Below are 23,433 nucleotides of genomic sequence, written 5' to 3'. Positions count from 1 at the left end.
GTTACAAACCCATGAGTAAAGGAATTTCTATTTTTTGGTTTCGCCGTGATTTGCGATTAGAAGATAATGCGGCGCTCTATCAAGCACTAAAGAGTGAATGGCCGGTGCTTCCCCTTTTCATTTTTTGATCGTAACATTTTGGATAAATTGTCTAATCGTGCAGATGCGCGTGTCGAGTTTATTCATAACGCTTTAGCGGAGATAAAGAAGGAGTTGAAAGATCAAAACAGTGATCTTTTGGTAAAATACGGTACACCGGAAGACGTATGGCCGGAGGTTTTAGCGCAATTTGAGGTCAAGGCCGTTTATACCAACCATGATTACGAGCCGTACGCTTGTCAAAGGGATGAAAAGGTATCCGTGCTTTTAGAAAAACAACAGATTCCTCTTCACACCTTCAAGGATCATGTCATTTTTGAAAAAGAAGAGATTACCAAAAAGGCCGGTGGTGTCTATACTGTATTTACGCCTTACAGCAAGACCTGGAAAGCCAAGTTGGATGAAAAAGAAGATACCATTGAGGAGAATGGCCAGCAAGTCAAACTTTCCTATTATCTGAAGCCTTATCCTACCGAAAAGTATTTTCATAATTTTCACCAGACAGACGAAGCATTCTCATTTCCGACACTAGCAGAGATGGATTTTGAAGCCACGGATACGGATATTCCTTCCAAGACAGTTAGCCGTGGCCTCATCAAAAACTATGACGACACCCGGAATTTTCCTGCACTGGCCGGTACTAGCCGCCTGGGGATTCATTTTAGGTTTGGGACCATCTCTATTCGGGAGAAAGCCCGCCGTGCTCGTCAATTGAATGAAACCTTCCTCAATGAGCTGATTTGGCGAGATTTTTACGCACAGATTTTAGCGAATTTCCCACACGTTGCCGAAAATAGTTTCCGCCCGGAATACGATTTTATTGAGTGGCGTAATAATGAAGAAGAATTTGCAGCTTGGTGCAAAGGTGAAACCGGTTACCCCATCGTTGATGCCGGGATGCGCGAGCTAAACGCTACCGGCTTTATGCATAACCGGGTGCGTATGATTACCGCCAGCTTACTGACGAAGCACCTCTTGATCGATTGGCGCTGGGGGGAAGCTTATTTTGCGGAAAAGCTACTGGATTTTGACCTTGCCTCCAACAATGGCGGCTGGCAATGGGCGGCAGGCTGCGGGACGGATGCTGCGCCCTATTTTCGCATCTTCAATCCTACCAGTCAGATGGAAAAGTTTGACAAGCAGAAGGTTTACATCAAACGTTGGGTGCCAGAATATGGCACGGCTGATTACCTTGAGCCTATCGTTGATCACAAGATGGCCCGCGAACGTTGTCTGGCCACCTACAAGGAAGGACTAAATAGGGGCAGGGGCTAGTTTGAACTACGAAGGGGCCACCCGACCGAAGATTTTTGAACCATTTAAGGAATTGTAAGGGCATTTAAAGGGGATGCCTGCTAGGTTAAATTCACGAATTTAACCGATATGGGATTTTTTTTTTGAACCACCAAAGGCACCCTAGGGCAAATTCATGAATTTGCCCTAGGGTTTAATTATTTGATTTGTAGATTGGACGATAAATGCCTATCATGGAAAATGGAAGAACTTCTCCAACCTGATATTCACCTTCTTGGCATTCGTATCCAAGAACCCGTCACTACTGCCACAGATGTACTGGTAGCACTTGCTTGTTTATATGCCTATTGGCGATTACGGAACATAAAAAACGAAGGAAATGCACTCCGTTATTTAAAATTGTATTTCATCGTGCTGGCAATTGCCATGTTGTTTGGCGGACTGGTAGGCCATGGTTTTTTGTATTTGCTATCACCTGAATGGAAAATCCCAGGTTGGTTTATTAGCATGTTCTCGGTGATGCTGATTGAGCGATCCTCGATAGAACATAGTCAAAGTCTTTTACCACCTCGACTAGCTAAATTTTTCCTTGCAGCTAACATTATTGAATTAGGACTACTGATGATAGTAGCTGCCTACACCCTTAATTTCTTGTTTGTTCAAATTCATCTTGCTTATGGGGTATTGGCGGTTATTTTCCCCTTTCATCTGTACACTTATCGTAAAACCAGAAATAAAGGAAGTCTATACATGCTGTACGGCGTAGGTGTTTTGGCCATTGCCGCAGTCATTTTCAACTATCCAATAGTGTTGAGCAAATGGTTTAATCATCATGATTTTGCACATGTCTTGATGATTATTACGACTATCTTTTTTATGCATGGGGGGCTCAATTTTGATTCTAAAAATCAAGATGAAACCAGTTGAAAAGAGAAAAAAGCAGTTGTGTACGCCTAAAAATAAGCCAAGAGTATCCACTAAAATAGGTCTCTTCCGTCTATTGACTTTTTTATTCCTGTCATAGCCTTTAAGAAAAATTGATAAAAGGAGCTAACTTAATGGACTACGTGTATTTGAAAATTATCCATACATCTTGCCCATACTGCTTCACTTAAAACTCACAACAGTGTCACTACTATCAGCCCTTTTTAATATTGCTATTTTTCTGGGAATCTTGTTGGGAGTGATTATTCTGAGGTCACCCATTTTCAAGAGCGCCGCTAATAAATATTTGGCCTACGCCGTAATTGGACTTTCCTTTTCGTTGCTTATCCTAGGTTTAGAGCTCACTGAATCTTACGAACAAAGCTTATCATTGCGTATCATCGACATTTTTAGTTCAGGAGCGCTGTTTCCTGTGCTAATATTGCTGTTCATCGTCAACCAAGTAGATCATCCGTTTCGGAATTCTCCCCAAAGGTGGTGGCTATTTGTTCCACATTTATTATGGATTCTCCATAGCGGGCTGGATGCTGTTATCGATTCTCCGATAATTCAAGTTTTTTTCGACATCACCGGAGGGCTTCTATTTCTGCTAATACTTGTATTCATTCCATCTGTTTTAATATACGCCTACACCTTCATCAAGTACGCCGATGGCCGACGAGAAAAACGATGGCTAACCCAGCTTTGGTTCTGGGTTGCTGTGCTCATGACTTCCTATGTCTCATCCATGGTCTTAGCCATGTTTTCCTTCATCGAATTTGCTTCGGTGCTAAGAACAATTGCGCTAGGTGCTGCCTTTCTGATTCACTGGATAACCTACGTCGGTATTTTTAAGTTCAGGTTATCCAAAGACCAGGAAGAAATCAGGGCTTTGGTCAAGAAGTGGAAGTCAGGTTCGGTTAAGCCAGCCATCCCCTTGCCTCCACAGGATTCGGTAGGTGATGAAAAACGAACAGTATCTTTAACCGCCGAAAATTCATATTTCAAAAAATTAGAAGCGCTTTGTACCAATGAACGGATCTACCTCGACAATACGCTGGATAGAGTGCAAGTAGCTGAAATATTAGGGATAAGTCCAGGTTATGTTTCTCAAATCGTCAACACCATTACGGGGGACAATTTTTCGACCTATATTAATCGCTACCGAGTTGAATCCGTTAAATTAATGATCGCTGACGCTGAGTTTAGCAACTACAGTTTACTGGCAATAGGGCTAGAAGCAGGGTTCTCTTCAAAAACCACTTTTCATACAGCTTTCAAAAAAATAACGGGAATGACTCCAAATGTGTACCGAAAAACACACAAGTAGTTCGGATTTATTGAAATTCAAGGTTTCGGAACTCCTGGCAGTAGCATTTCGCCTACTATTGCCATAGAAACAATCAAATGAAATCATGAATTTAACAAAAAGTCTTTTAAGATTTTTAATCCATTATTCTCTTATTACTATAGAACGAGGGCAGAAAAAACTAAGCGTAAACTATTTACTACGTTTAGCTTTACCTAAAACCTACCTTGCGGTTATCCTACTATTACTTACCGTTAAACTTTCGGCTCAACACGCAACCGAATGTTCCTCTTTCCGAGAAAGAACCGATTTTAAAGTGGGGTACTTTGGCAACATATCCGCCAACCAAGGTATCAACCTCGGTGCGGAATACCTCTGGAAAGAGAATGTCAAGATAAGAGAGAGAAGGGATCAGCAAAAAACGATTAAGCACCAATTGTTGTTGAACGGAAGCCTGGGTTACTCTACTAATTTTGCTACCCAAACTCAGAATGGAATATTCGCCTATTCGGGCTTCACTTTCCGCAGGGTCAACACTAAAAGCAGAGAACTTTCCGTAGAACTAAACCCATTGGGCCTTTACCGTTCAGTACTACCCACAACCTACCACGTAGAAGGTGAAGATGTAACGAAGGTTTCGTTTCCTGGCAGAAGCTACTACGCACCGTCTGTGGCTGTTGGAATAGGGCGATTCCGTAAAGAGACAAAACGATCTGGTTGGTACTTAAACCTCCAGTACACTGTACTGACTAACTACAATGCAGCCACGCTACACATCCGCTCATTGCACTTCGGACGTAGATTTTAATTTTAACAACTAAGAAACCTTATATACAATGAATATTATAAAGCTTAAAACAGTAGTTGTCCTATTTATACTACTAAATATTTTCTCTTGTTCGAAAGACGAGATCAACCTTGACAACCTGAATGAAACCATCTACCTAAGACATCGACAGGCTGATATGCCCGCTCATGTACATGGCAACGCTTCTGATAAAACATTTCTGATTTATCTGCATGGTGGCCCTGGTGGGCTGGGGCTAGAAGCTCGGATAAACACCATGATCACCGAAGTGGAAGAGAATAACGCCGTTGTTTATTTTGATCAGCGAGGATCAGGAAATGCACAAGGAAACTATTCGGAAGAAGACATGAACATCGACGCAATGGCAGAGGATGTTCTGGCACTAGTAAAAGTCTTACGGACCAGGTACGGTAGCGACATCAAATTTTTTCTAATGGGCGCAAGCTGGGGAGGTGCTCTTGGCCCGGCCACCTTGCTGAAAGGGCAGGAAAACTTCCTAGGGTGGATCGACATTGCTGGTGCGCATAGCCCTAAAGATTTGTACTACGAATACCCGATTAGATTAATGGAAAAAGCTAATGAACAAATTGCGTTGGGGAACAGTATCCCTCATTGGGAGGGTGTTCTTGAACTCATTCAAAATGTAAATCCAATTTACAATGAAGAGGATGGTAGCAATATGAATGGCAAAGCACACGAATCGGAAGGGGTACTGGCCGACGACCTAGTGATCAATAAACCTCAGAAGGTTGATGAGAATGGGGAAGAAATAACATTTGTTGCTAGAAATAATGGAGAGGTAGGTCTAATTCTAACTCAAAAAGGCCTTTGGAGAGATCTGTCATTCACCGACGACCTACCCAATATTACCATACCTTCATTGGTTCTTTGGGGTAAGCATGACCTTGTTGTTCCTACTAAGTTTGCTCAAGAAGCTTTTGATCACTTAGGTTCTACTCACAAAGAGCTTTTCATTTTTGAACGTTCTGGGCATAGTCCGCTGGAATCGGAGCCCGATCTTTTTGCCGAAAAGGTCATCGCGTTTATTAATGAATATCGATAAGGTGATTATTTCAGTTTAGAAACTTTGAAGGGGCTGCCAGTGGGCAATGACTATCGACCCAGCTCGTTCCATACGATCAATGGTTATAAGGAACGTAGCTGGCGTCATCTTGATATCATGCAATATGAGTGTTGTTTATCTTTACACGCGACCTCTTTTTTAGGGATACGGTACCGAACGACTTGGTGGTCAAATAACCATAATTATTGACGGGCTTATTACGAGCGAGATCGCTTCAAAGTAGATATACCAAGTCGTGTTGAGCGGTCCTACTTATACTGAGTCCCGTTGAGTCATGCCGCGTATTATAAGTCGTGAGGGCCGAATACTAGAGCACGTAACACGCGAAAAATACCTGTCACGTTAGAAGCTCTTTTGGGGAAATCCTTATAATTGGAATTTCCGCTAACTCCGGCTACTGCGATGTACATGCCCCTCTGCACCGCAGACCGAGCAAGAAAACCGCTGCCTAAGTTCCTTCCCACATATATAACCGAGTGGAATACTACTCCGGGCGGGTATAGTCGCACAAGCAAAGTTCTGCGCTCCCTTATTTATTAATTCTTCATCTCCTTCATCATAACTGCCCATAAGGCTCTTTCTATTTTCCCAGATCAACCAATCTTAGCATTCTTGTATCAGCTTCTGTCTCCGTTCCTTCTTGCCTAGTGGATAACTTCAATTCTTTAACAAGCCTTGCTCGAATATTGGGTTCATTATCAAGTATCATATGCAAATATGCTGTCATTTTTTCTTTTGGCAAGCTTTGCACTAGAGTTTTATAATCTATTCCTAAGTCATTCTTACTGTACGGTAAAAACGCATTAATCCAAGTATCGCTCACACCAAAAAAATCCTTGTAACGCAACACACTCGAAGGTAGAGTTTCTAGGTTTGCTGGAATAAAAGCAACTTCAAAGGAGTAATTTTCATCGAATTCAGCTGTTTCGTACATCTCTTCTATAAATCTTAACCAGATCATAAAGAGCGCTCGATAATCCCCTTCAATTATTTCATTTCTAATGCTTTCAAAGCCATAGCTTTGGTTTTCGTCAATCCACCCTAAGCCTTCTTCTTCGGTGAAGTTTATGTCGATTAATATAAACTTGGAACGCTTCACAACACGAATTTCTTGAGCGTATGAGCTATCAACAGTGATGTTGTATTTCTTTAGTTCTTTGAAGTTACCTATGCTCTCCGGAATCTTTATCAAGATACGCTTGGCTCCCCAGTTCGACATATAAAACATAAAGTCGAAATACTCAAACATAATTTGCTCTTCATTATATCTAAAATCGCTGAAACTATAGGTAAATACTGCCCTAGTCGGTGTTAAATCTACCCTACTAGACATCCCTCTAATCGACTCTTGCTGTTGTGGAGTCAGAGCTTTATCAATTGAATGGAATTCATAGTATTGAAATTCACTCACACTTATTATTATTTGATTCCTTAGAAATTAATCTGTTGCGCAGAACTGCTGGTGGCGGCGCAGTAGCCGTAGCTCAGCGAAGGCTATTGACGCTGCACCAAAGTGTGTGCCTGGAATGCACATCCATCTCTATAAAGATAGCGATAAATCTTGGTGGTGCAAGTCCACCGGCGGCGAGTTGGTGAAGCCGTCAAGTAAGCCACAAGGGCGCGTGAGGTGACTCCGGGTCTGAAGTAAGTGGGACTACGAAAACTGGTACGGACGAACAGGAATTGCATAAGAGGCTATGCGTGGAGGTCGAGGCAGCACTTCATGTCAAAGGCCGTAACCAACAATCCACGTGTAGTAGATGCAGCTGTGATCAGTGGAAGGAGGATGTGCTTACCCAGGGAGGTCTTGAATTAGGTTCGGTATTCCTATAGATCAAGAAGTCAGCCGAGGGCATAGTAGGGAGCCAAACCTGATGTGGGACAGAAAACCGTGTTGTGAGTATTGCCTACACAGAGAGGGTAGCCTGAAGGCCTGAACGTCAGACCGTTTGAAGTATCTGATTCGTGGCGATGGATGATTAGGTGACCGATTCCTGTACGTCCATAATTACGGCTCAGTGAAAAGAACAAGGCCTAGCTGGTGTAAAGAGCGGCTAACGCTGTCTGACGAACCGCTTAGTACGAGGCCCGTACGCTAAGTGGTGTGAGAGGGATAATGAGCAGCAAATCGCTGCTCATTACCCTACTCGATTAGCGGCAGTATACCTCTTCAAATTTAGTAAAATCTTATTTATCAGCGGCAGATCTAGAGCTCCGTATTGATGTATTCCCAAGTGGCTTGATGGTGGTACTGTTCTTTTTCTTGATAAAAAGAACCAAAAATCAAGGCTATGAGCATTTACCTAAAAATAGGCAGTGATTCCCTCACGCTTGCGAAGCCGTTCGCCCAGTTACCCTAAATAGAGGTGGGGGAGCAGTTGCTTTGCTGTTTTTTCAAGCCTTGGGGAATATGCCTGGGGCTCAACTTCCGCGCAAGCTTCGCAATCATTCACCAGCTGCCTATTTTCTTAACGGCAAATACTCAATGCCAGTCCTTAAAGACAGCGGTGGTGAAATTATTAATTGCGTAAAACTTTATTTCAACTCATAATGTTTAAAATATGCTTCAAGCATCTCTCTCACAAGTGCGGTTCGCTCCTCAGCATATTTTAAACTCCCTTATCGTTACAGCGCCCTTATTTTCTTACTTCTTAGTAGNGGAGAGCATCTTATTCTTTACACGCTAACTCTTTTTTAGGGATACGATACCGAACGACTTGGTGGTCAAATAACCATAACTATTGACGGGTTTATTACTGGCAAGATCGCCTCAAAGTAGATATACCAAGTCGTGTTGAGCTGTCCTAATTATACCAAGTCCCGTTAAGTCAGCGTCGCGTGTTATTAAGTCGTGAGGGCCGAATACTAGAGCACGTAACACGCGAAAATACCTATCACGCCAGGAGCTCTTTTGGGGAAATCCTTATAATTGGAATTTCCGCTAACGATCAGTATACCTGCAGGTGGCGCGAATAGCGAAACTTGACAGGTATACTTTGTTGGTGGCTGCCTTATTCCCTTTCTACTGAACCAGAAACGTAGCAACACCTGTTTTTTTGCCGTTCTCCAATTGGAGGGAATAACTGCCTGTCGGCAAAGAAGTAACATCAACCACAAGGGTTTGCTCTCCGGTTCCCACAAATTCTTTTTGCTGAATGATCAGCCGTCCGTTCACATCATACAATCGTATAATGATAGAATTGCTCACCGTCGAATTGAAACGGATATTCAACTTATCTGAGATCGCAGGGTTGGGGAAGAGCGTTAGACGCTGGCTTAAATTGACTAATAAATCATCGGATGAAGAAATCATTCCATCATTGGTGTACAGTTTCGAAATTCGCTCTCCAAAAGTCTTCTGACCCGTAATTAGCAGGTCATTGTCCCCGTCGCCGTCCACGTCCGAAAAGGCGATCGAACTTCCCCTCACGCCGTCGAAGGGTGTACCGATAACTTCGGTAAAGCTGCCCTCATCGTTGGTATATAGTTTCGAAATTCGCTCGTCTGAAGCCTTCCGACCCGTAATCAGCAGATCATTGTCGCCGTCGCCGTCCACGTCCGAAAAGGCGATCGAACTTTCCGCAACACTGTCGAAGGGCGTGCCCGTTACTTCGGTAAAGCTGCCTCCATCGTTGGTATATAGTTTCGAAATTCGCTCGTTTGAAGCTTTCACACCCGTAATCAGCAGATCATTGTCGCCGTCGCCGTCCACGTCTGAAAAGGCGATCGAACTTCCTGCAACACCGTCGAAGGGTGTCCCCATGACTTCGGTAAAGCTGCCCCCATCGTTGGTGTACAGTTTCGAAATTCGCTCTCCTGAANCGTTCTGACCCGTAATGAGGACATCNTCTTGACCGTCGCCGTTGACATCCGAAAAGGCGATCGAACTTCCAGCAACACCGTCGAAGGGCGTGCCCATGACTTCGGTAAAGCTGCCCCCATCGTTGGTGTACAGTTTCGAAATTCGCTCTCCTGAATCGTTCTCACCCGTAATGAGGACATCCTCGTGACCGTCGCCGTTGACATCCGAAAAGGCGATCGAACTAGCATAAACGCCGTCGAAGGGCGTGCCCATGACTTCGGTAAAGCTGCCCCCATCGTTGGTGTACAGTTTCGAAACTCGCTCTACTGAACCGTTCTGACCCGTAATGAGGACATCCTCGTGACCGTCGCCATTGACATCCGAAAAGGCGATCGAACCGTCAGAAACGCCGTCGAAGGGCGTGCCCATCATTTCGGTGAAATTGCCCAGCCCGTCGTTGGTGTACAGTTTCGAAACTCGCTCTACTGAACCGTTCTGACCCGTAATGAGGACATCCTCGTGACCGTCGCCGTTGACATCCGAAAAGGCGATCGAACCGTCAGAAACGCCGTCGAAGGGCGGGTCGACAGGCACTTCTGTAAAAGTTTGAGCAAAAAGTGTCCGGGTTAGGATTAGTAATCCAAAGAGTAAATTTAATTTCATTTTGATTTGTTTTTTTTGTGAATGAATCGTTTTGTTTTTTTTGGTTGCCATCAACGGTTCGGCGACGGCGCAGTAGTCGACGATTTACGCTGCTATTTGGGGCTGTTTGGTAGTAATTCTCTGTGTCTTTATATGCTTCTTCATAATTCTCAATAGCCATATTTATATTGAAAATGATATATTTTATGATGAGAGCAAACTTTACGTTAATCCACTACTATCTTCCGTGGACCCGTAAACAGGTTATAAAACGGCACATCAATCGATAGGAAGAGCATCGGGAAGCGCCAGGAGTTAAGGAAAAGTGGTTCACCATTCGCCGGTTCAAGCTGCCGGAGCTGCGGTCCATACTGCCCGCCTACCCCAACCGAAAACGGCGAGTTCGCAAAGTTATAAACCAGATATGCACCTGGCGAAAAGAGATTCTTCCACTCTAGCTCGGGCAGCGCATTTACATTAGCGGTTGCTCCATTAGGATTTGAGCGATAAGCAGTAATTGCTCCTAAGTCGAGTAGCGGCACATGAATAGAGAAAGAGCTGTTGTTATTGAGAAAAGAGGGACTGAAACTGTAGGTCATCCCGATGGGAACCGACAAGGCGGCCCCAAAGGCATCTGGGGTAATCCCCGTTGGAGCATCAAGCAATCGGTCACGGCCTACCCCCGCCCCGAGGTAGGAGTTGATCGTAAAGTTGGATACTACTTCTCGTTTGATGCGGGAGCTACCCGGGGGCAGGGTCGTCGATTTCAAGATGGTCTGTACCTGTTCCGAAGACTGTGCGTTGATCATTTCCGCCATGAAGGTACCATACTTGAAGATAGCGGCTACCTGCTGCTGGTTACGCTTGCGGCGCCTGCGCTCCTCCTTAGTCATGGCATCCAACGCTTCCTGAGTGTCTTCCCGGCTGGTAATGATTCGGAGTAAATCCGTTGCATTGAGGATGGCGTTACCGTATTCGCCGACCTCGATATTTTCGTAGAGCGAAAGCGTCTCGTTGGAGATTTGGGTGATCCTTCCGAGTGCCCGGGCACGCTCGCTGACCACCGTGGAATCACCTGTGATCGGAGTAGTGAGTACAATGTTGAGCAGGTCGACGGTGGAGCGAATGAAGGGAAAATACTCCTTGAGGCCAACCTGATCTGGGTTCGTTCCTTTTTTGAAGCGCAACTTATCCTGTGACTCCTGAATTTCATTGGCAACGGTCAGGAATTGGGTAGCCAAGGTGGCGACGGCCCGGGGCGAAAAACTTGGAGAACCCTCAATGGCATTTAGGCGCTGGTACAGCAAGCCGAGAAATATATCCCAGGTTTGTGGATCGCGGCGCAGCTCATCAAATTGCTTGCGGGTGATCCATTTGGCGACGGGTATGGGATCGGTAGTACTGGGAACCGGCGTGCGTACCACCAGGGAGGAGTCCTTTTTAAAGGTATGCACCAGGCCGGTGTTGATGTCGGTGTTTTGGACGGTAATCTCCACGCGCTGGGTATCGAGGTAATACAGGGTGTCATAGATCTGGCGGTAATCGCGGAAGGCGAAAAGAATATGGGCCGAGATCTCAATGGCTTTGGCCAGCTCTTTGGCATTACGGCGAGATTTGACAAGTTTGGNGGCCGCGGCGTTTTCCAAGGAGTCTAGTTGTTCGATTAAAGCCTTACGCCTTTGGCCCAGCGCGATGATCTCTTGCTCGTTGTTATTCAGCAATTCATCAATACGCTCAAATCCTAAGGTCTTCTCCGTTTTCAGGCCATTGATGAACTCCCGGGCCTCCTGGTAATCCGGCATCGCCTGCTTCAAGTGGGGAGCGAGTACTTCCGCTACGGTGAGCCTCGCGGGATTATCGGGACTAAATTTAAAATAGGGTATTGTATCCCTGAGATCTTCGGTATACGGATACGTATGATAATCCGGCACTTCGGGAGCTGAATAAGCCGGATTAAGCTCCACACGACCAACGGCTGACACACGCTTACCGTGAAAGTCAATGGCTGCGTTGATTGTTTGTTCCCATTCCAATTGATAGGTATCCAGTATCCGGTTAGCGCCGTCTACCATACTTGTTTTGGTAACATAATAATGGTAGTCTTCTCCTACGTAGAGTTCATCATCACCCCCTGTACTTTTAGCAACTAATTCTTGACGCAGCAGCTCCAATTCCACTAAATATCGATCGGTATTGGGTTGTTTATCAATTGCCCGCTGTAAAGCTGTTAGCTCGGCCTCCATTTGCCGCAGCAATCCTGCTTGAGCTATTTTCAACGCCCCCTTCACCGACACTTCAAATATCTCGTTAATATCGTCCTCAGCCTTACGCTGTGCCGCTTCGAGTTCCAATTTAGAGCGAACAATTTCCTGGTAGTGGTTGAGCGTTAGTTTATCGAAAGGGATGTCAAGAAAATTTCGCGCTCGCTCCAGTCCCTTGGCTACGTAGCCGTTTGGCTCTTCTAATGGAATATTTTTTAAGCCCATTCTTTGTAGTACAGGATTCTCTTCTAAATAATAACCATAATAATCATGCCCCTCCAAATAAGCCGGAATGACCGCTAAACTGTGATCTACGTATGACCCACCGACATACTCCCCGTGATGAACCACCTCCGTCTTCTGACCTGGATCACCGTGGGCATAAGCTCCATTGTACCCTCCGGCATTCGCTAACTTAAATAACAACTGATTCAGGCGTTCTGCCTCAAAGCGTAATTCTTCATCATCAACGATTTTTTGCATTTCGGCCCGGTCTTCTTCTGATAACCTATAACCGTTTCTGATAGTAGAGAGTAAGTCTTCTACAGTTGTAGCATTATCCTGAAAGATGGAGAATAAGGGATATCCCGTTGGCTCTCGAAAAGCGGCGCAGGTGTTGTTCAGGCTCAGCGAGACCCTGCGTACCTCCTCCAGGTAGGTTTGGATATGCTGCTGAAACGCAAAAGTGAGTACGTCAGGACTACCGGGGGACGTTACTTTGGAGAAAAGAGAATCCGCGATAGCCAGGTTAATACTTTCACTTAGATTAATTTCCCGCTCAACGAGTTCCTGATGGGTAGTTAGAATGATCTCTTCCACCGTTTTTTCTTCGTAGGCCGCGTTGGCGATGTCGTAAATTAGGGCCAGATTGAACACATTGGGGTCGTTCTTGAACTGCTGGTATCGGGGTAGATTCAGGATACCCGAAAGATTAACGCCCAAATTATCCAGATCGGCCTTGAAGCGCTCCTTAGCGTGAGCCAGAAAGACCTTGTAGTTCGAGATTTCAAACTTGTTCAATAAATCACGGGTAGTCGGAAATAAAACGGTGAGTTCCGATTCCTTGGCAAGGTTTTCTTTAAACCGGTTGAAAAATGTCAGGTTGAGTTCTTCCTGAGCACGCTCAGCAATGAAGTCGGAAAGGCCGACCGCTACGGTGTTTGCGTCCAGTAATCCTCCCTTTTTTCGTTGGCGCTCAAAGGCATCATTGGCCTGTTCGAGACGATTTTGGGCGGTAACTATTCTTTGCCGATAGCTGGAAAACTCATCAACGCCAATGGCGAGCGTATTATCCACCAGGGAGGAGTCGCCGTAAAGGACTCTTTGGTAAGGAAAATCCGCGTAAGAAGCACGCCAAACTTGAGGTTCGTACGTCTTGAAAAGTCTTAGCTCCGGAAGTAGTTCCTCAATATTGATAAAAGGATTATCCGCGTAGGCTTGCTTTAGCTCAAACTCATCTAACAAATAGAAAATATTCCCTTCCGTGAGTTTTGCGTGCTGCTCCAGCCTAAGGACAAATTCATCTAACGTAGACTGATCATAACTGGCCACTGAAAAGGAGGGGGCGTTGGATATAACGGCATAGCCGTTCAAATAAAAGCTGACAGTCATGCTGTTGACAATAGTCCCTGACCAACCTTCTTTTTCAACCTCGATGGCATCGGGGTCGAAGTAGAGACTGAATGCCGGCACCTCACTTTCAACAAATTCATCTGGCTCTAAATCCGTTAACACCCTGCGGTAATATTCCTGTGGAGAAAAGGTTTCCTCCCCATGCCCAAAGCGCACCACAATCGAATCGTGAATGCTGAAGTTGCTGAAATACAGACTAAAGGGTTGGCCTTTCGGAAACTCAAAATCGTTCAAATTCGCAGAAATATCGACTGTATCCACAGCGCCACTGCCTTCTTGATAATATAGAGAGAACACCTGTACGTTTGTAGGTACTCCGTCCAGATGCTTAATGGTGACCTTTAATTCGGGAATGACTTCGTTATGAGCAACGTACTCCCTCAATGCCAGTGCATCCTGGTACAAAGACCGCTGGCCCGTGAGCGGAGTGGAACCAAGAGAAATAGCGATGACAGATACAAATAATAAGGGTTTAAGCTGCCGCATAGTGAGTGTTGATTTATGCTAAGGGTAAGTTTACGAGTCCCAAACACGCTCTTACTCTTCTTGTTGCGTTGTATTGATAAAAAGTAGTGCCCTAAAGATGAGCGTTCGCGCTAAAACGGCTTTGTGATTTGGTTGCAAAGATTTGTCATTCCGTTGTGTAGGGGAATCGAAGTGGCTTGGGATTCCCCCAAACCACTTATCAAGCGAAAAGAACCTCTGCGATGAATGGAGTCCCATTATGATCCAAAACAATTACATGCAATTACCATATTCCTTTGCATTGGACTACTGTTGACGGAGGGCCTGAGCACAGCGAGGTCAACGGCACCGCCTAAAAACCTTGAAAGACAGCTCCTCGGAGTGTTGGCCCAATTTGGGTTTGGGCGGTGAAAGAAAAGACAGCTGTACTTGGCGCGGTCACTTGAGGTGAAAATATGCCGACGTTATTCTCTTGACACAGGGTGCAAGAAGAGGTAGTCAAAATCACCTAGAGAGGCTGAGCCAAGTATAAAGTCAGTAAGGTAGATTTATTGTTACCTAGTTCGTAAATATTTATGATTAACGCAAAAAAATATCTATACATGACGCGAAGTGGTTTGGGAAAATCCCAAACCGCTTCGGTCAGTATATAGTGTACTTGAAGAAGGTTTGGCCGCCCAAACCTCTTTGACGTCAGTATATTAATCCTTAAGATCGGTACAGGGTTTAGCCTCAAACAGATATGCCGAAGGAACACCCTCTCCCGCTACTACACACCAGTCAAGTACTATTAGATGCTTGTCCGACACACACTGACCAACGTTCTCTTGGAATCCGTATTGCTCATAACCTGGAACAATCGATTTATCAGAATCTTGGGCAGGCATTGTATAACAATAAGCCTGCATAAACTCCCTCAATCCCTCTGGATCTGGACCAGAAGTATTAAGGTCTAAAAGAAAGTCCGTTGTAAATTGTGTGACCTGTGCATCAAAGTTGATACCATACGTCCAACTTAGCGCGGAGGAAGGGTTTTCCCCTAATTGGATTTCTTGATCCTGAGCAATCATCGTCGTCGCAAAGAAAAATAAGCTAAAAAAACAAACTACTTTAAAAAGTTTGGTTGAATTCATTTCTCAAGAATTTGTACTTGCGTTACAGCAAACAGATTAATAAAAGAAGTTCCGATTTCATACGAGCTTTAGGTGTTTGCTCTTTCAGGAACCTGATGCCACAAAGATGGTCTATCCCCATTCCGAACACCTTGTCAAATGGGTGCAATGCTTTGTCGAATGGTCGCACAGAGTTATAAAAAAATTTGTCAAACGGTTGCATTTGGACGTGTTCCTGATTTGTAGTAAACTCAAAATCAATTATTTGCTGGTTGTGTATCCGACAATTTACTCAAGCTCCGATGAACAGCACGCTTGCCCTATTTTTTTTAAGGATAAAAAGACGAGTGCGAAAACTCTTAACTATCTTTGTTTGTACATACATGATTATTTGAGAACCGGGCATTAGCGTTGTCCGAGAGCTTTAACTATACTATGCAAGACACCACTCGAAAACCCAATACCCTCAAGCTTGTTCCAAAGGGTGCAAAGCAAAAGAAACTGAGTATTATCTTGGCAGGGTGCGCCACTTTGATCGTGGTGGCCTTCTTGTTCAGCAATCAACCAGAAAAGCAGAAAAGCCCCACACCAAACACTGTAGTAACGGACGAAATACGGGAGGCCAGAATTGCCATTTTACCTTTCGAAAACAAAACAGGGGACAGGAACCTGAATGCACTGGGCGATATGGCCGCCGATTGGATTATCCAGGGGCTGATGTTTGTGGACGATATACAACTAGTGAGTTTTGAGACGATCCAGGGCAATATCAAACAGAAGGCGAGGGGGTTCTCCGACAGTTTTACGGCCCGAACCGGGGCCGAGAAAATCGTCAAGGGAAGGTATTACCTGAGCGGCAATGACTTGATTTTCCAAAGCCAGCTGGTGGACACGAACACCGGGCGGGTGGAGCTTAGGTTGCCAACCATACAAGGCCCCCGGCAGGATTATTCCGCTTTGGTGAGCCAACTACAAGAGAAGTACGCCACGGCCTTTTCGGCCAAAGGGCATAGTTACTCTCTCGGCGTGGCTCATAACCCCCCAGTCTACGAAGCCTACCAACTGTACCGGGAAGGAGCTGATATCTACAGCGAGGATTTTGCGAAAAGTATAGCCTTGCAGAACCAGGCCATTGCGGCAGACAGCAGTTTTTTCTGGCCGTATATCTTTGTGGCCGGTGCCTATTTTATGGATGGTGAAAAAAACAATGCTGATTCGGTTTTTGCGCTCATTGCAAAAAGGGTAGATCTGGACAATCTGCCCCGGGTGGAAAAACAGTGGTACCTCCATTGGCAGGCCATCCTGAACAAAGACCTCCGTACCGCTCTGGAAACCATGCTCAAGGTCGTTGAAATGGACCCCAAGCAATTTCTCTCCAACATGGAAGCCGGCATCATGGCCAACGATTTGAACAGGCCCGTGGAAGCAATACGCATCATGAGCAATATAGACCCTCGCCACGTCAAGCCGGAATTTGATTCCCATACTTGGTGGCATCGCCACTATGCCCACAACTTGTACCGGCTTGGCAGGTATGACGAGGCGGTGAACATCCTGAGCTATATCCCGCCAAAACTGCGCCGACATTGGAACTATTTCGACCGAATGGCGGAAATACACGTCGCCCAAAACCAGCCCCATGAACTCCAGCAACTGGTCGAAGAAATGCTCAGTAATGAATGGCCTGCTACCGAAAAGCTCAGCACTTTCCTGTTCATTGCCGAAAGATTTGGCGCAGCCCAAAAAAAAGAACAACAGATAGCATGGGCTGAAAAGGCCATCGCCTGGGCAAACGACCAAGCTGAGCGTTCTTCCATGAATAGCTACGTGTTGGGGGATATTTATTTTTTGGCCGAACAATATAACAAAGCGCTTCCATTGCTGCAAAAAGCCATCACGGAAGCAGGCCCAAGCTGGCTACAGATGACTAAAGAAGGCCCCGGTTGGCTGCAATTGTCCCGGCTGGCCAGTTGCTATTTCCACCTGCAAAAGCCCGCCAAGGCCAAACAATACCTCCAACAGATGGAAGCGTGGTACACCAAGACCCAGGATGGGGGCTACCTCATTGCCCAAGCACATATCTACACCCTGCTCAATGATCGGGAAGCCGCCGTAAGACTCATTAAAGCAGCCTTCGAAAAAGCCCTGCCTTATGATCCAGCCAACTATGCCAACGACATCATGTTTGCTCCACTCCAGGGCTATGAACCTTTTGATGATTTTGTGGCACCGCAGGGATAGTCAAAGGTTGTCTGTATACGTTCCTGGAAAGTAACTCACGTTCTTTCTCCTAACGCTCTTTCGGGAAACCTCCTGGACGGGAGTCCTGGAGTACCTGACTCGGCAGCACCCCAAACACCTCCTGGAAAGATTTTGAAAAATGGGCGGGGTCTTTGTACCCTACCTTCCACGCTACTTCCGATACGTTCATTTCAGTCGTCTCCAGCAGTTTTTTGGCCTCGTTCAGGCGGTGGTTGCGGATAAAACTGGAGGGCGATTCGGCAATCAGGGCCTTCATTTTGCGGAACAGCTGCGAGCGGCTCATGCCGATTTTCTGGCAAAGTTGTGGCAAGGCAAAATTTTCGTCGGCAGAATTTTCAGCTACTACCTCCCGAACTTTTCGAATAAAAGCATCCTCTATTTCAATGGCCTCTTCGATGGCTGGTTCAGGTGGGACGGCTACGTTTCCATCCTTTATTTTTTGAACAAAATAAGCTGCCATCCGGCGTTGCCGCTCCATCAACATTTCCAATCGGATGAGGAGTTCATCCTTGTTGAAGGGTTTAGACAGATAAGCATCCGCCCCCCGGCGCAGGCCCGCTATCCTGGAGGCGGCATCGGCCTTCGCCGTTAGCAGCACAATGGGGATGTGGCTGGTACGGGTATCATTTTTCAGGGTATCACAAACCTGATAGCCGTTTTTCTCGGGCATCATCACGTCGCTAATGATGAGGTCGGGGATGTATTCGAGGGCTTTTTTAATGCCGATTTTTCCGTTGTAGGCCACGTCGATTTGGTACAGTCCTTCGAGGCAGGACTTGAGATATACGACCACATCGGGGTTGTCCTCGATAAGAAGGAGTCTAGGGGCGTTTTGATTGGTGGGCTTGGTACTTGGGATGGTGCCGTTGGAGTACTGAGAGGAAGGGGTAAATAGGCCTGGCAATGGCTCAGGACCCTGTTCGCTCTCCACCCTTGTTGCATTATTGGTGATGGGCAAAACCATGGTGAACGCTGTTCCTTTGCCCGGTTGGCTTTTTACGATGATTTTCCCGCCCATCAGTTTCACCAATTCTTGCGTGTGGGCGAGGCCAATACCCGTACCTTTACCTTCCCGGGTATGCGAGCCATCCACTTGGTAAAAGCGGTCAAAAATATGGGGGAGATCTTTGTCAGGGATGCCGATTCCCGTATCAGTGACGGTGATGACCAACGCGTTCCCGAACGTTCCTTCAGCCTCGTGGAGGTCGCCCGAACGATCACTCGGAAGGACATTGATGCGAACCTCGCCACCCGACGGGGTAAATTTCACCGCATTGGAGAGGAGATTGGTCATCACCTGTTTAATCTGTTCGGGGTCGAAATCCATTTCCAGATTTTCCAAAGTGGTGAAAAAACGCAACGAAAGGTTGTGGCTGTTGATATAGGTCTGAAACGACTCGGTGACGTAGCGCAGGTAAGGGATGATGTCGCCCTGCTGGAGGTGGAGCTGGAAGGACTTGTTCTCCAGTTTCGATAGATCGAGCAGCTGATTGATGAGCCGGAGTAGGTTTTTGCCGTTGGTTTCGATGAGCTGCGAGCCCGCTTCGAGGTACTTTGAGGGGTTATTTTTGATTTGCCCCGTCATGCCGAGGATGACGGTGAGCGGGGTACGGAACTCATGCGTTAGGTTAGTGTAGAGGCGGCTTTTGAAGTGGTCGAGTTCTTTGAGGCGGGTCGCTTCGGCTTGTTTCAGTTTCAGGTCATTTTGCAGTTGCCAGCGTTTTTTCAAAAAATAGGAGATGCCAAAGGCCATGCCTCCGACCAGGAGGGCGTATGCGAGATAGGCCCACCACGTCTGCCACCAAGGGGAGAGTATTCGAATGGTGAGCCCGGCACCAACCTCGTTCCACAGACCATCCTTATTGGCGGCTTTTACGCTGAAAAGATACGTTCCCGGGTCGAGATTGGTGTAAGTGACTTCGTGCTCATTACTTACATAGCGCCAGTCATTGTCGAAACCTTCCAGTTGGTAGGCGTACTGGTTCTGCTGAGGGTTCGCGAAATGAAGCGCAGCGTACTTGATTCTCAGCACCCGCTCCGCGTGTTTTATTTCGATAAACGGTGTACTATCCTTGCCTTTTGGTTTTGGGAAAACCCGTTCCATGGCATTATCCCGCAACACCTTGATGGAAGTGATAGCAACGGGAGGCGCGATAGTGTCCTCTCGAATGCTATCTGGATGGAAGAAATTAAATCCATTGACCCCACCGAAATAAAGGTATCCGGAACCGGGACTTTTGAAACTTGCACCATCAATGAATTCGTTGCCCTGGACCCCATCTTCGGTTGAATAATTATCGAACGTTTCAACATCTGGCCGGAAGCAGGCTAGCCCCGCAGCCGTACTGATCCATAAATTACCATCCGAATCTTCCAGCATACTCCTGACTTCATCAGGGAGCAGCCACTTTTCGAGATGGATGCGCTGCAAGCGAAAAGAAGCTGGATTCTCCGTTTCAACGAAAGAGAAAAATCCTTGATTAGTAAGTATCCAATATTTTCCCTTGGCCCGGGTAAGCACGTATAGATTTGATTGTAAAGAGACCCCCTTTTTGTCTTCTTCCGCAATTTCGATCCGCTGCAAAACCTCCTTGTTCCAGTCATACTTCAACAAATTTCCGTCGTTGGTCTGCGCCCAAAAAGTGGCATTACCGTCAAGGAAGATATTGGATACTTCCTTGAATTCAGCGGGTAAATCAACCGTCAAAAAATCTCGCCGTGAGCTGTCCCAATAAAGCCAAGTATTAAAATCAGGGAAGGCCCTCACGAAAAGATGGCCGTCACTACTCCTGGTCATTTCTATGATGTAATTTTTTTCCAGGACTTTGCCCTTTGGGCCGGGGGAACGCCAATCAGAAAACTGGCCGTTTTGCGGATTAAATTGTTTCAGGCCCTTTTCGGTACCTACCCAGAGCAGATCGGGTGGTAAATTGTCAGCCGCTCTTATTGCGGCCAGCGCATGAATCTCATTGCCTTGCCTGTCTTTGTCGGGATGGGGTATTTTATAGCGCTGGACTTCTTTGGTTTTCGGGTCAAAACGGTTCAGGCCGTCCATCGTGCCTGCCCAAATAGTACCATCGGGCGTTTCAGTAATGACGTTAACCACCGGGTTACTAAGGGTTTTGGGGTTGACCGGTACGGAGCGGACGTGTCCAAATTGGGCCGCTTGGGGGGAGTAACGAAAAATCCCACCAGGCCACGAACTGAGCCAAATTTGCCCCGTATTGTCTTCCAGCACATCGTTAGTAGAATTTACGCTAAATCCATAGGGCTCTTCCCGCTTGAGCGTCAAATTTGTCCGGCCACCAATGATGGGGTCAATGATGACCAGCCCGCCTCCGTTAACGGCTACCCATACAAGGCCACGGGAATCTTCCCGGATGCGGTTGATGCGCCGGATGAGGTTTTCGAAAACCTCCGTCTTGGCGATGAATTGAAAGGGTTTCGTTTCTTTGGTCTTGGGGTTAAAAGCATAGATCTTATCACCACGTCCTCCAGCCCAAATCAAACCACTCTTACCTATCTCAAGCGCATAGAGCCAAGCATCGTCGGCCCTGTCTATCGAATAGCGTTGGATATGGCGTTCCCCCTTTTGTCCGCTGGGAGGCATTAGGCAGAACAAATCACTATCTACTGTCCAGATGTTGCCCTCAGCGTCCTCTTCTATGACATTGACCGTCAGGGGAACTTCCTCGCCTTGGGCTGGTGAAAATTGGGTCAGCTCACCTGTTTCCACATTAAGCTGACACAAGCCGGCTCTCCCTATCCCCATCCAGTATACGCCCCAGCGGTCTTCCAAAAGACAGTGCGCCAAGGGGGAGACTCCATCGTGAGCCCACTTTGGGAGCAGCGGGAGTTCCCTGAAATTGTCAATGGCTTCATCGTAGCGAAACAGCTTCCCGGAGGCGGTAATGGCCCAGAGGTTCCCGCTTCGGTCTTCGGTCAAATAAGAGGGGTAGCTTTCCGTGATACCAAGGGAATCGTTGTCGGTTCTTGGATAGGATTTCAGTTCGACCCCATCGTACCGCTGCAAGGCATTGATACTGCATAACCAAAGGAACCCTTTACGGTCCTGATAAATTCGGGTACTATACTGGCTGCCAAGCCCCTGCTTTTCCCCAATACGGTCTAGTTGGATGAAATGGGCAGGCGGCTGGGCATTAGCGGTGCCTGATAAAAAAAGGAGTGCCAGGGCAAGAAAAAACAGGCATCGAAAAGACGCCCAGTAATACGCCGAAACCAAGCCTTTGTTTCCACAAAACTTACGGGAGGCGCTGCCCGATAAGCTATCCTTTGTGGCATAAAACGCCCAGTTTGCTTTCTGCGCGTTCGCCACAAGGACCAGCATACAACAAAAGGTAATATTGATAACTTTGCGGACGGTCATACAGGTTAAAATAAATCAAATAAAGATTTTGCAGCGGATATATAGTCCGACAAAGTTAGATTTGTGAAAAAACAGAGAGCATTATTTTTGTGGTTCTCACACGACAAAACATATGCCCTCCTTCCGCCTCAGTCAAGCCGACGCCGATAGCGTAAATATCGCAAGAAAAACTCACAAGAGTAGATTAATACGAGACAGAATGTACGTATTACACTTGCTGCCTTTAGGGTATCGTAAAGGTAGGTGCGCACAGATAGTGGGCTGCCACGTAAATAGTGTGACCACTTACTGTAAAGATGTACGATAAAGGAGGATTGGATGCGGTACGCAAAACTAATTACGGTAATTCTCGCCACGAGCTCTCGTCAGTCTATCAGGAAGTGGAGCAGACCATAGAACAATCATCTTGTAACACCCTGGAGGATGTCCGTGATTTATTATGCCGACGTTTCGATTACTAACGCAGTAAAGAAGCAGTGCGCCAACTTCTTGTTCACCTCAGCTTCAAACGCAGAAAGACGGGGACTTTTCCAGGAAAAATCGATAACTTCGATACTTGGCAAGAAAAACAAAGTCAGTGTATCGAAAAACTGGAGGGCTTGATACAGAGAGCTGAAAAAGAGGAGCTTGATCTGGTTTTTGGGGACGCTGCACATTTTGTCTACGGCAAATTTAGCAACTACCGCTGGGCAAAAACACAACGTTATGCTCCCATTGGCCATGGTCGTTACCGAATCAATGTCTACGGTGCGTATGACACCGCCACCAATCAGGTTTATTCGATGTACAACGAAGGCTATATTGATGCTGACTTTATTGTAGAGTACCTCAATTGCAATGGTGCGCCACGGTTTAAGCGGCCTTTCTACCAAAGCTCGTGATCTTTTCCCACAGTGATTTAATTTTTGCTTCTTGTGGGTCGATCCCACAAATCGAAAATATTCTTTTGGCCTGATACGCATTGGTATAGCGGGTTCTGATGTCGGCAATGGAAAAGGCTCCTCGCTGCTCCACGGGCTGATCTAAATGGTGGGCCGCTTTGGCCAGTGACACGGCACTGAGCGCGACGTTGACATGAAAGTAAATTCTTTCCCAGCTGGTAAACGTCCGACCAACTACAGGTCCTTCCCCTGCGATTCCCACACCGCCGACGGTAGTAGCAGCGGTAGTTCCGACATTTTCGTCTCCGCGATGCGGTTCAGCGTATCGGTCAGCCACTCGTAGGGGTTGATGTTTTGTTCCTTGCACGAAGCTACAAAGCTGTATATCATGGCTGCTCGCTGGGCGGCTTGGTGACTGCCGGCGAAAAGGTAATTCTTGCGCCCCAGGGCCAGGGGGCGAATCTTGTTTTCGATATGATTATTGTCGATTAGTAGGCGGCCGTCGGCGAAG

Annotated in this window: 13 protein-coding genes and 1 pseudogene; 8 read left to right on the top strand and 6 right to left on the bottom strand. The window is 46.4% G+C overall.

Going from position 1 to position 23,433, the window contains the following annotated elements:
• Positions 1-11: 11 nt before the first annotated feature.
• The 5 genes and pseudogenes from A3EU_RS31000 (at position 12) to A3EU_RS0118015 (ending at position 5,457) form a co-directional block, all read left to right on the top strand.
• Positions 12-1,374, top strand: a pseudogene (locus A3EU_RS31000) (cryptochrome/photolyase family protein).
• A 219-nt stretch (positions 1,375-1,593) separates the two neighbouring features.
• On the top strand, positions 1,594-2,280 hold the full coding sequence (locus A3EU_RS30995) for a DUF6962 family protein (protein ID WP_020537593.1): 687 nt from the start codon (positions 1,594-1,596) through the stop codon (positions 2,278-2,280).
• A gap of 199 nt (positions 2,281-2,479) precedes the next feature.
• Positions 2,480-3,607 (top strand): helix-turn-helix domain-containing protein, encoded by a 1,128-nt coding sequence (locus tag A3EU_RS0118025; RefSeq protein ID WP_020537592.1) that lies wholly within the window; start codon positions 2,480-2,482, stop codon positions 3,605-3,607.
• Between the two features lie 85 nt (positions 3,608-3,692).
• Positions 3,693-4,394 (top strand): hypothetical protein, encoded by a 702-nt coding sequence (locus A3EU_RS0118020; RefSeq protein ID WP_020537591.1) that lies wholly within the window; start codon positions 3,693-3,695, stop codon positions 4,392-4,394.
• 28 nt (positions 4,395-4,422) lie between these two features.
• Positions 4,423-5,457 (top strand): alpha/beta fold hydrolase, encoded by a 1,035-nt coding sequence (locus A3EU_RS0118015; protein ID WP_020537590.1) that lies wholly within the window; start codon positions 4,423-4,425, stop codon positions 5,455-5,457.
• A 601-nt stretch (positions 5,458-6,058) separates the two neighbouring features.
• Here A3EU_RS0118015 and A3EU_RS0118010 read toward each other — a convergent pair.
• The 3 genes from A3EU_RS0118010 to A3EU_RS0117990 all read right to left on the bottom strand — a co-directional run bounded on the left by A3EU_RS0118010 (position 6,059) and on the right by A3EU_RS0117990 (position 15,413).
• On the bottom strand, positions 6,059-6,889 hold the full coding sequence (locus A3EU_RS0118010) for a hypothetical protein (protein WP_020537589.1): 831 nt from the start codon (positions 6,887-6,889) through the stop codon (positions 6,059-6,061).
• A 1,611-nt stretch (positions 6,890-8,500) separates the two neighbouring features.
• Positions 8,501-9,943 carry a T9SS type A sorting domain-containing protein gene (locus A3EU_RS0118000; protein ID WP_245569373.1) on the bottom strand — a complete coding sequence of 481 codons (1,443 nt, stop codon included), beginning with the start codon at positions 9,941-9,943 and terminating at the stop codon, positions 8,501-8,503.
• Between the two features lie 5,038 nt (positions 9,944-14,981).
• On the bottom strand, positions 14,982-15,413 hold the full coding sequence (locus tag A3EU_RS0117990; protein WP_020537585.1) for a hypothetical protein: 432 nt from the start codon (positions 15,411-15,413) through the stop codon (positions 14,982-14,984).
• A 414-nt stretch (positions 15,414-15,827) separates the two neighbouring features.
• Between A3EU_RS0117990 and A3EU_RS0117980 the strand changes: the two genes are divergently transcribed.
• Positions 15,828-17,633, top strand: a complete 1,806-nt coding sequence (locus tag A3EU_RS0117980) for a hypothetical protein (RefSeq protein ID WP_020537583.1) — start codon at positions 15,828-15,830, stop codon at positions 17,631-17,633.
• Positions 17,634-17,682: 49 nt separating this feature from the next.
• On the opposite strand, the gene A3EU_RS0117975 is transcribed toward A3EU_RS0117980, so the two are convergent.
• Positions 17,683-22,041, bottom strand: coding sequence for a hybrid sensor histidine kinase/response regulator transcription factor (locus tag A3EU_RS0117975; RefSeq protein ID WP_020537582.1), 4,359 nt, complete (start codon positions 22,039-22,041; stop codon positions 17,683-17,685).
• A 296-nt stretch (positions 22,042-22,337) separates the two neighbouring features.
• Here A3EU_RS0117975 and A3EU_RS34320 point away from each other — a divergent pair, with 296 nt between their 5' ends.
• Positions 22,338-22,502, top strand: a complete 165-nt coding sequence (locus A3EU_RS34320; RefSeq protein WP_156825815.1) for a hypothetical protein — start codon at positions 22,338-22,340, stop codon at positions 22,500-22,502.
• Between the two features lie 15 nt (positions 22,503-22,517).
• Positions 22,518-22,922: a hypothetical protein gene (locus A3EU_RS0117970; RefSeq protein ID WP_020537581.1), complete on the top strand. Its 405-nt coding sequence runs from the start codon at positions 22,518-22,520 to the stop codon at positions 22,920-22,922.
• On the opposite strand, the gene A3EU_RS34315 is transcribed toward A3EU_RS0117970, so the two are convergent.
• Together A3EU_RS34315 and A3EU_RS30990 are read right to left on the bottom strand one after the other, a co-directional pair.
• Complete coding sequence (locus A3EU_RS34315; protein WP_156825814.1) at positions 22,894-23,259, bottom strand: hypothetical protein; 366 nt, start codon at positions 23,257-23,259, stop codon at positions 22,894-22,896. The genes A3EU_RS0117970 and A3EU_RS34315 overlap by 29 nt on opposite strands.
• Positions 23,157-23,433 (bottom strand): transposase domain-containing protein (locus A3EU_RS30990; RefSeq protein ID WP_020537580.1); only part of this gene is annotated, 277 nt, incomplete at its 5' end. The genes A3EU_RS30990 and A3EU_RS34315, both read right to left, overlap by 103 nt.

Source organism: Lewinella cohaerens DSM 23179 (assembly GCF_000379805.1).
In the GTDB taxonomy this organism is placed as follows: domain Bacteria; phylum Bacteroidota; class Bacteroidia; order Chitinophagales; family Saprospiraceae; genus Lewinella; species Lewinella cohaerens.
Note: the sequence above shows the minus strand (reverse complement) of the source record. Positions and strands in the feature narration are given on the sequence as shown.

Bases quoted from the DNA above. Each gene is read 5' to 3' on its own strand.
- A3EU_RS0117975 (WP_020537582.1), bottom strand. From the start codon at position 22,041: ATGACCGTCCGCAAAGTTATCAATATTACCTTTTGTTGTATGCTGGTC.
- A3EU_RS0117980 (WP_020537583.1), top strand. From the start codon at position 15,828: ATGCAAGACACCACTCGAAAACCCAATACCCTCAAGCTTGTTCCAAAG.
- A3EU_RS0118015 (WP_020537590.1), top strand. From the start codon at position 4,423: ATGAATATTATAAAGCTTAAAACAGTAGTTGTCCTATTTATACTACTA.
- A3EU_RS34320 (WP_156825815.1), top strand. From the start codon at position 22,338: ATGTACGATAAAGGAGGATTGGATGCGGTACGCAAAACTAATTACGGT.
- A3EU_RS0117990 (WP_020537585.1), bottom strand. From the start codon at position 15,413: ATGAATTCAACCAAACTTTTTAAAGTAGTTTGTTTTTTTAGCTTATTT.
- A3EU_RS30995 (WP_020537593.1), top strand. From the start codon at position 1,594: ATGGAAGAACTTCTCCAACCTGATATTCACCTTCTTGGCATTCGTATC.
- A3EU_RS0118020 (WP_020537591.1), top strand. From the start codon at position 3,693: ATGAATTTAACAAAAAGTCTTTTAAGATTTTTAATCCATTATTCTCTT.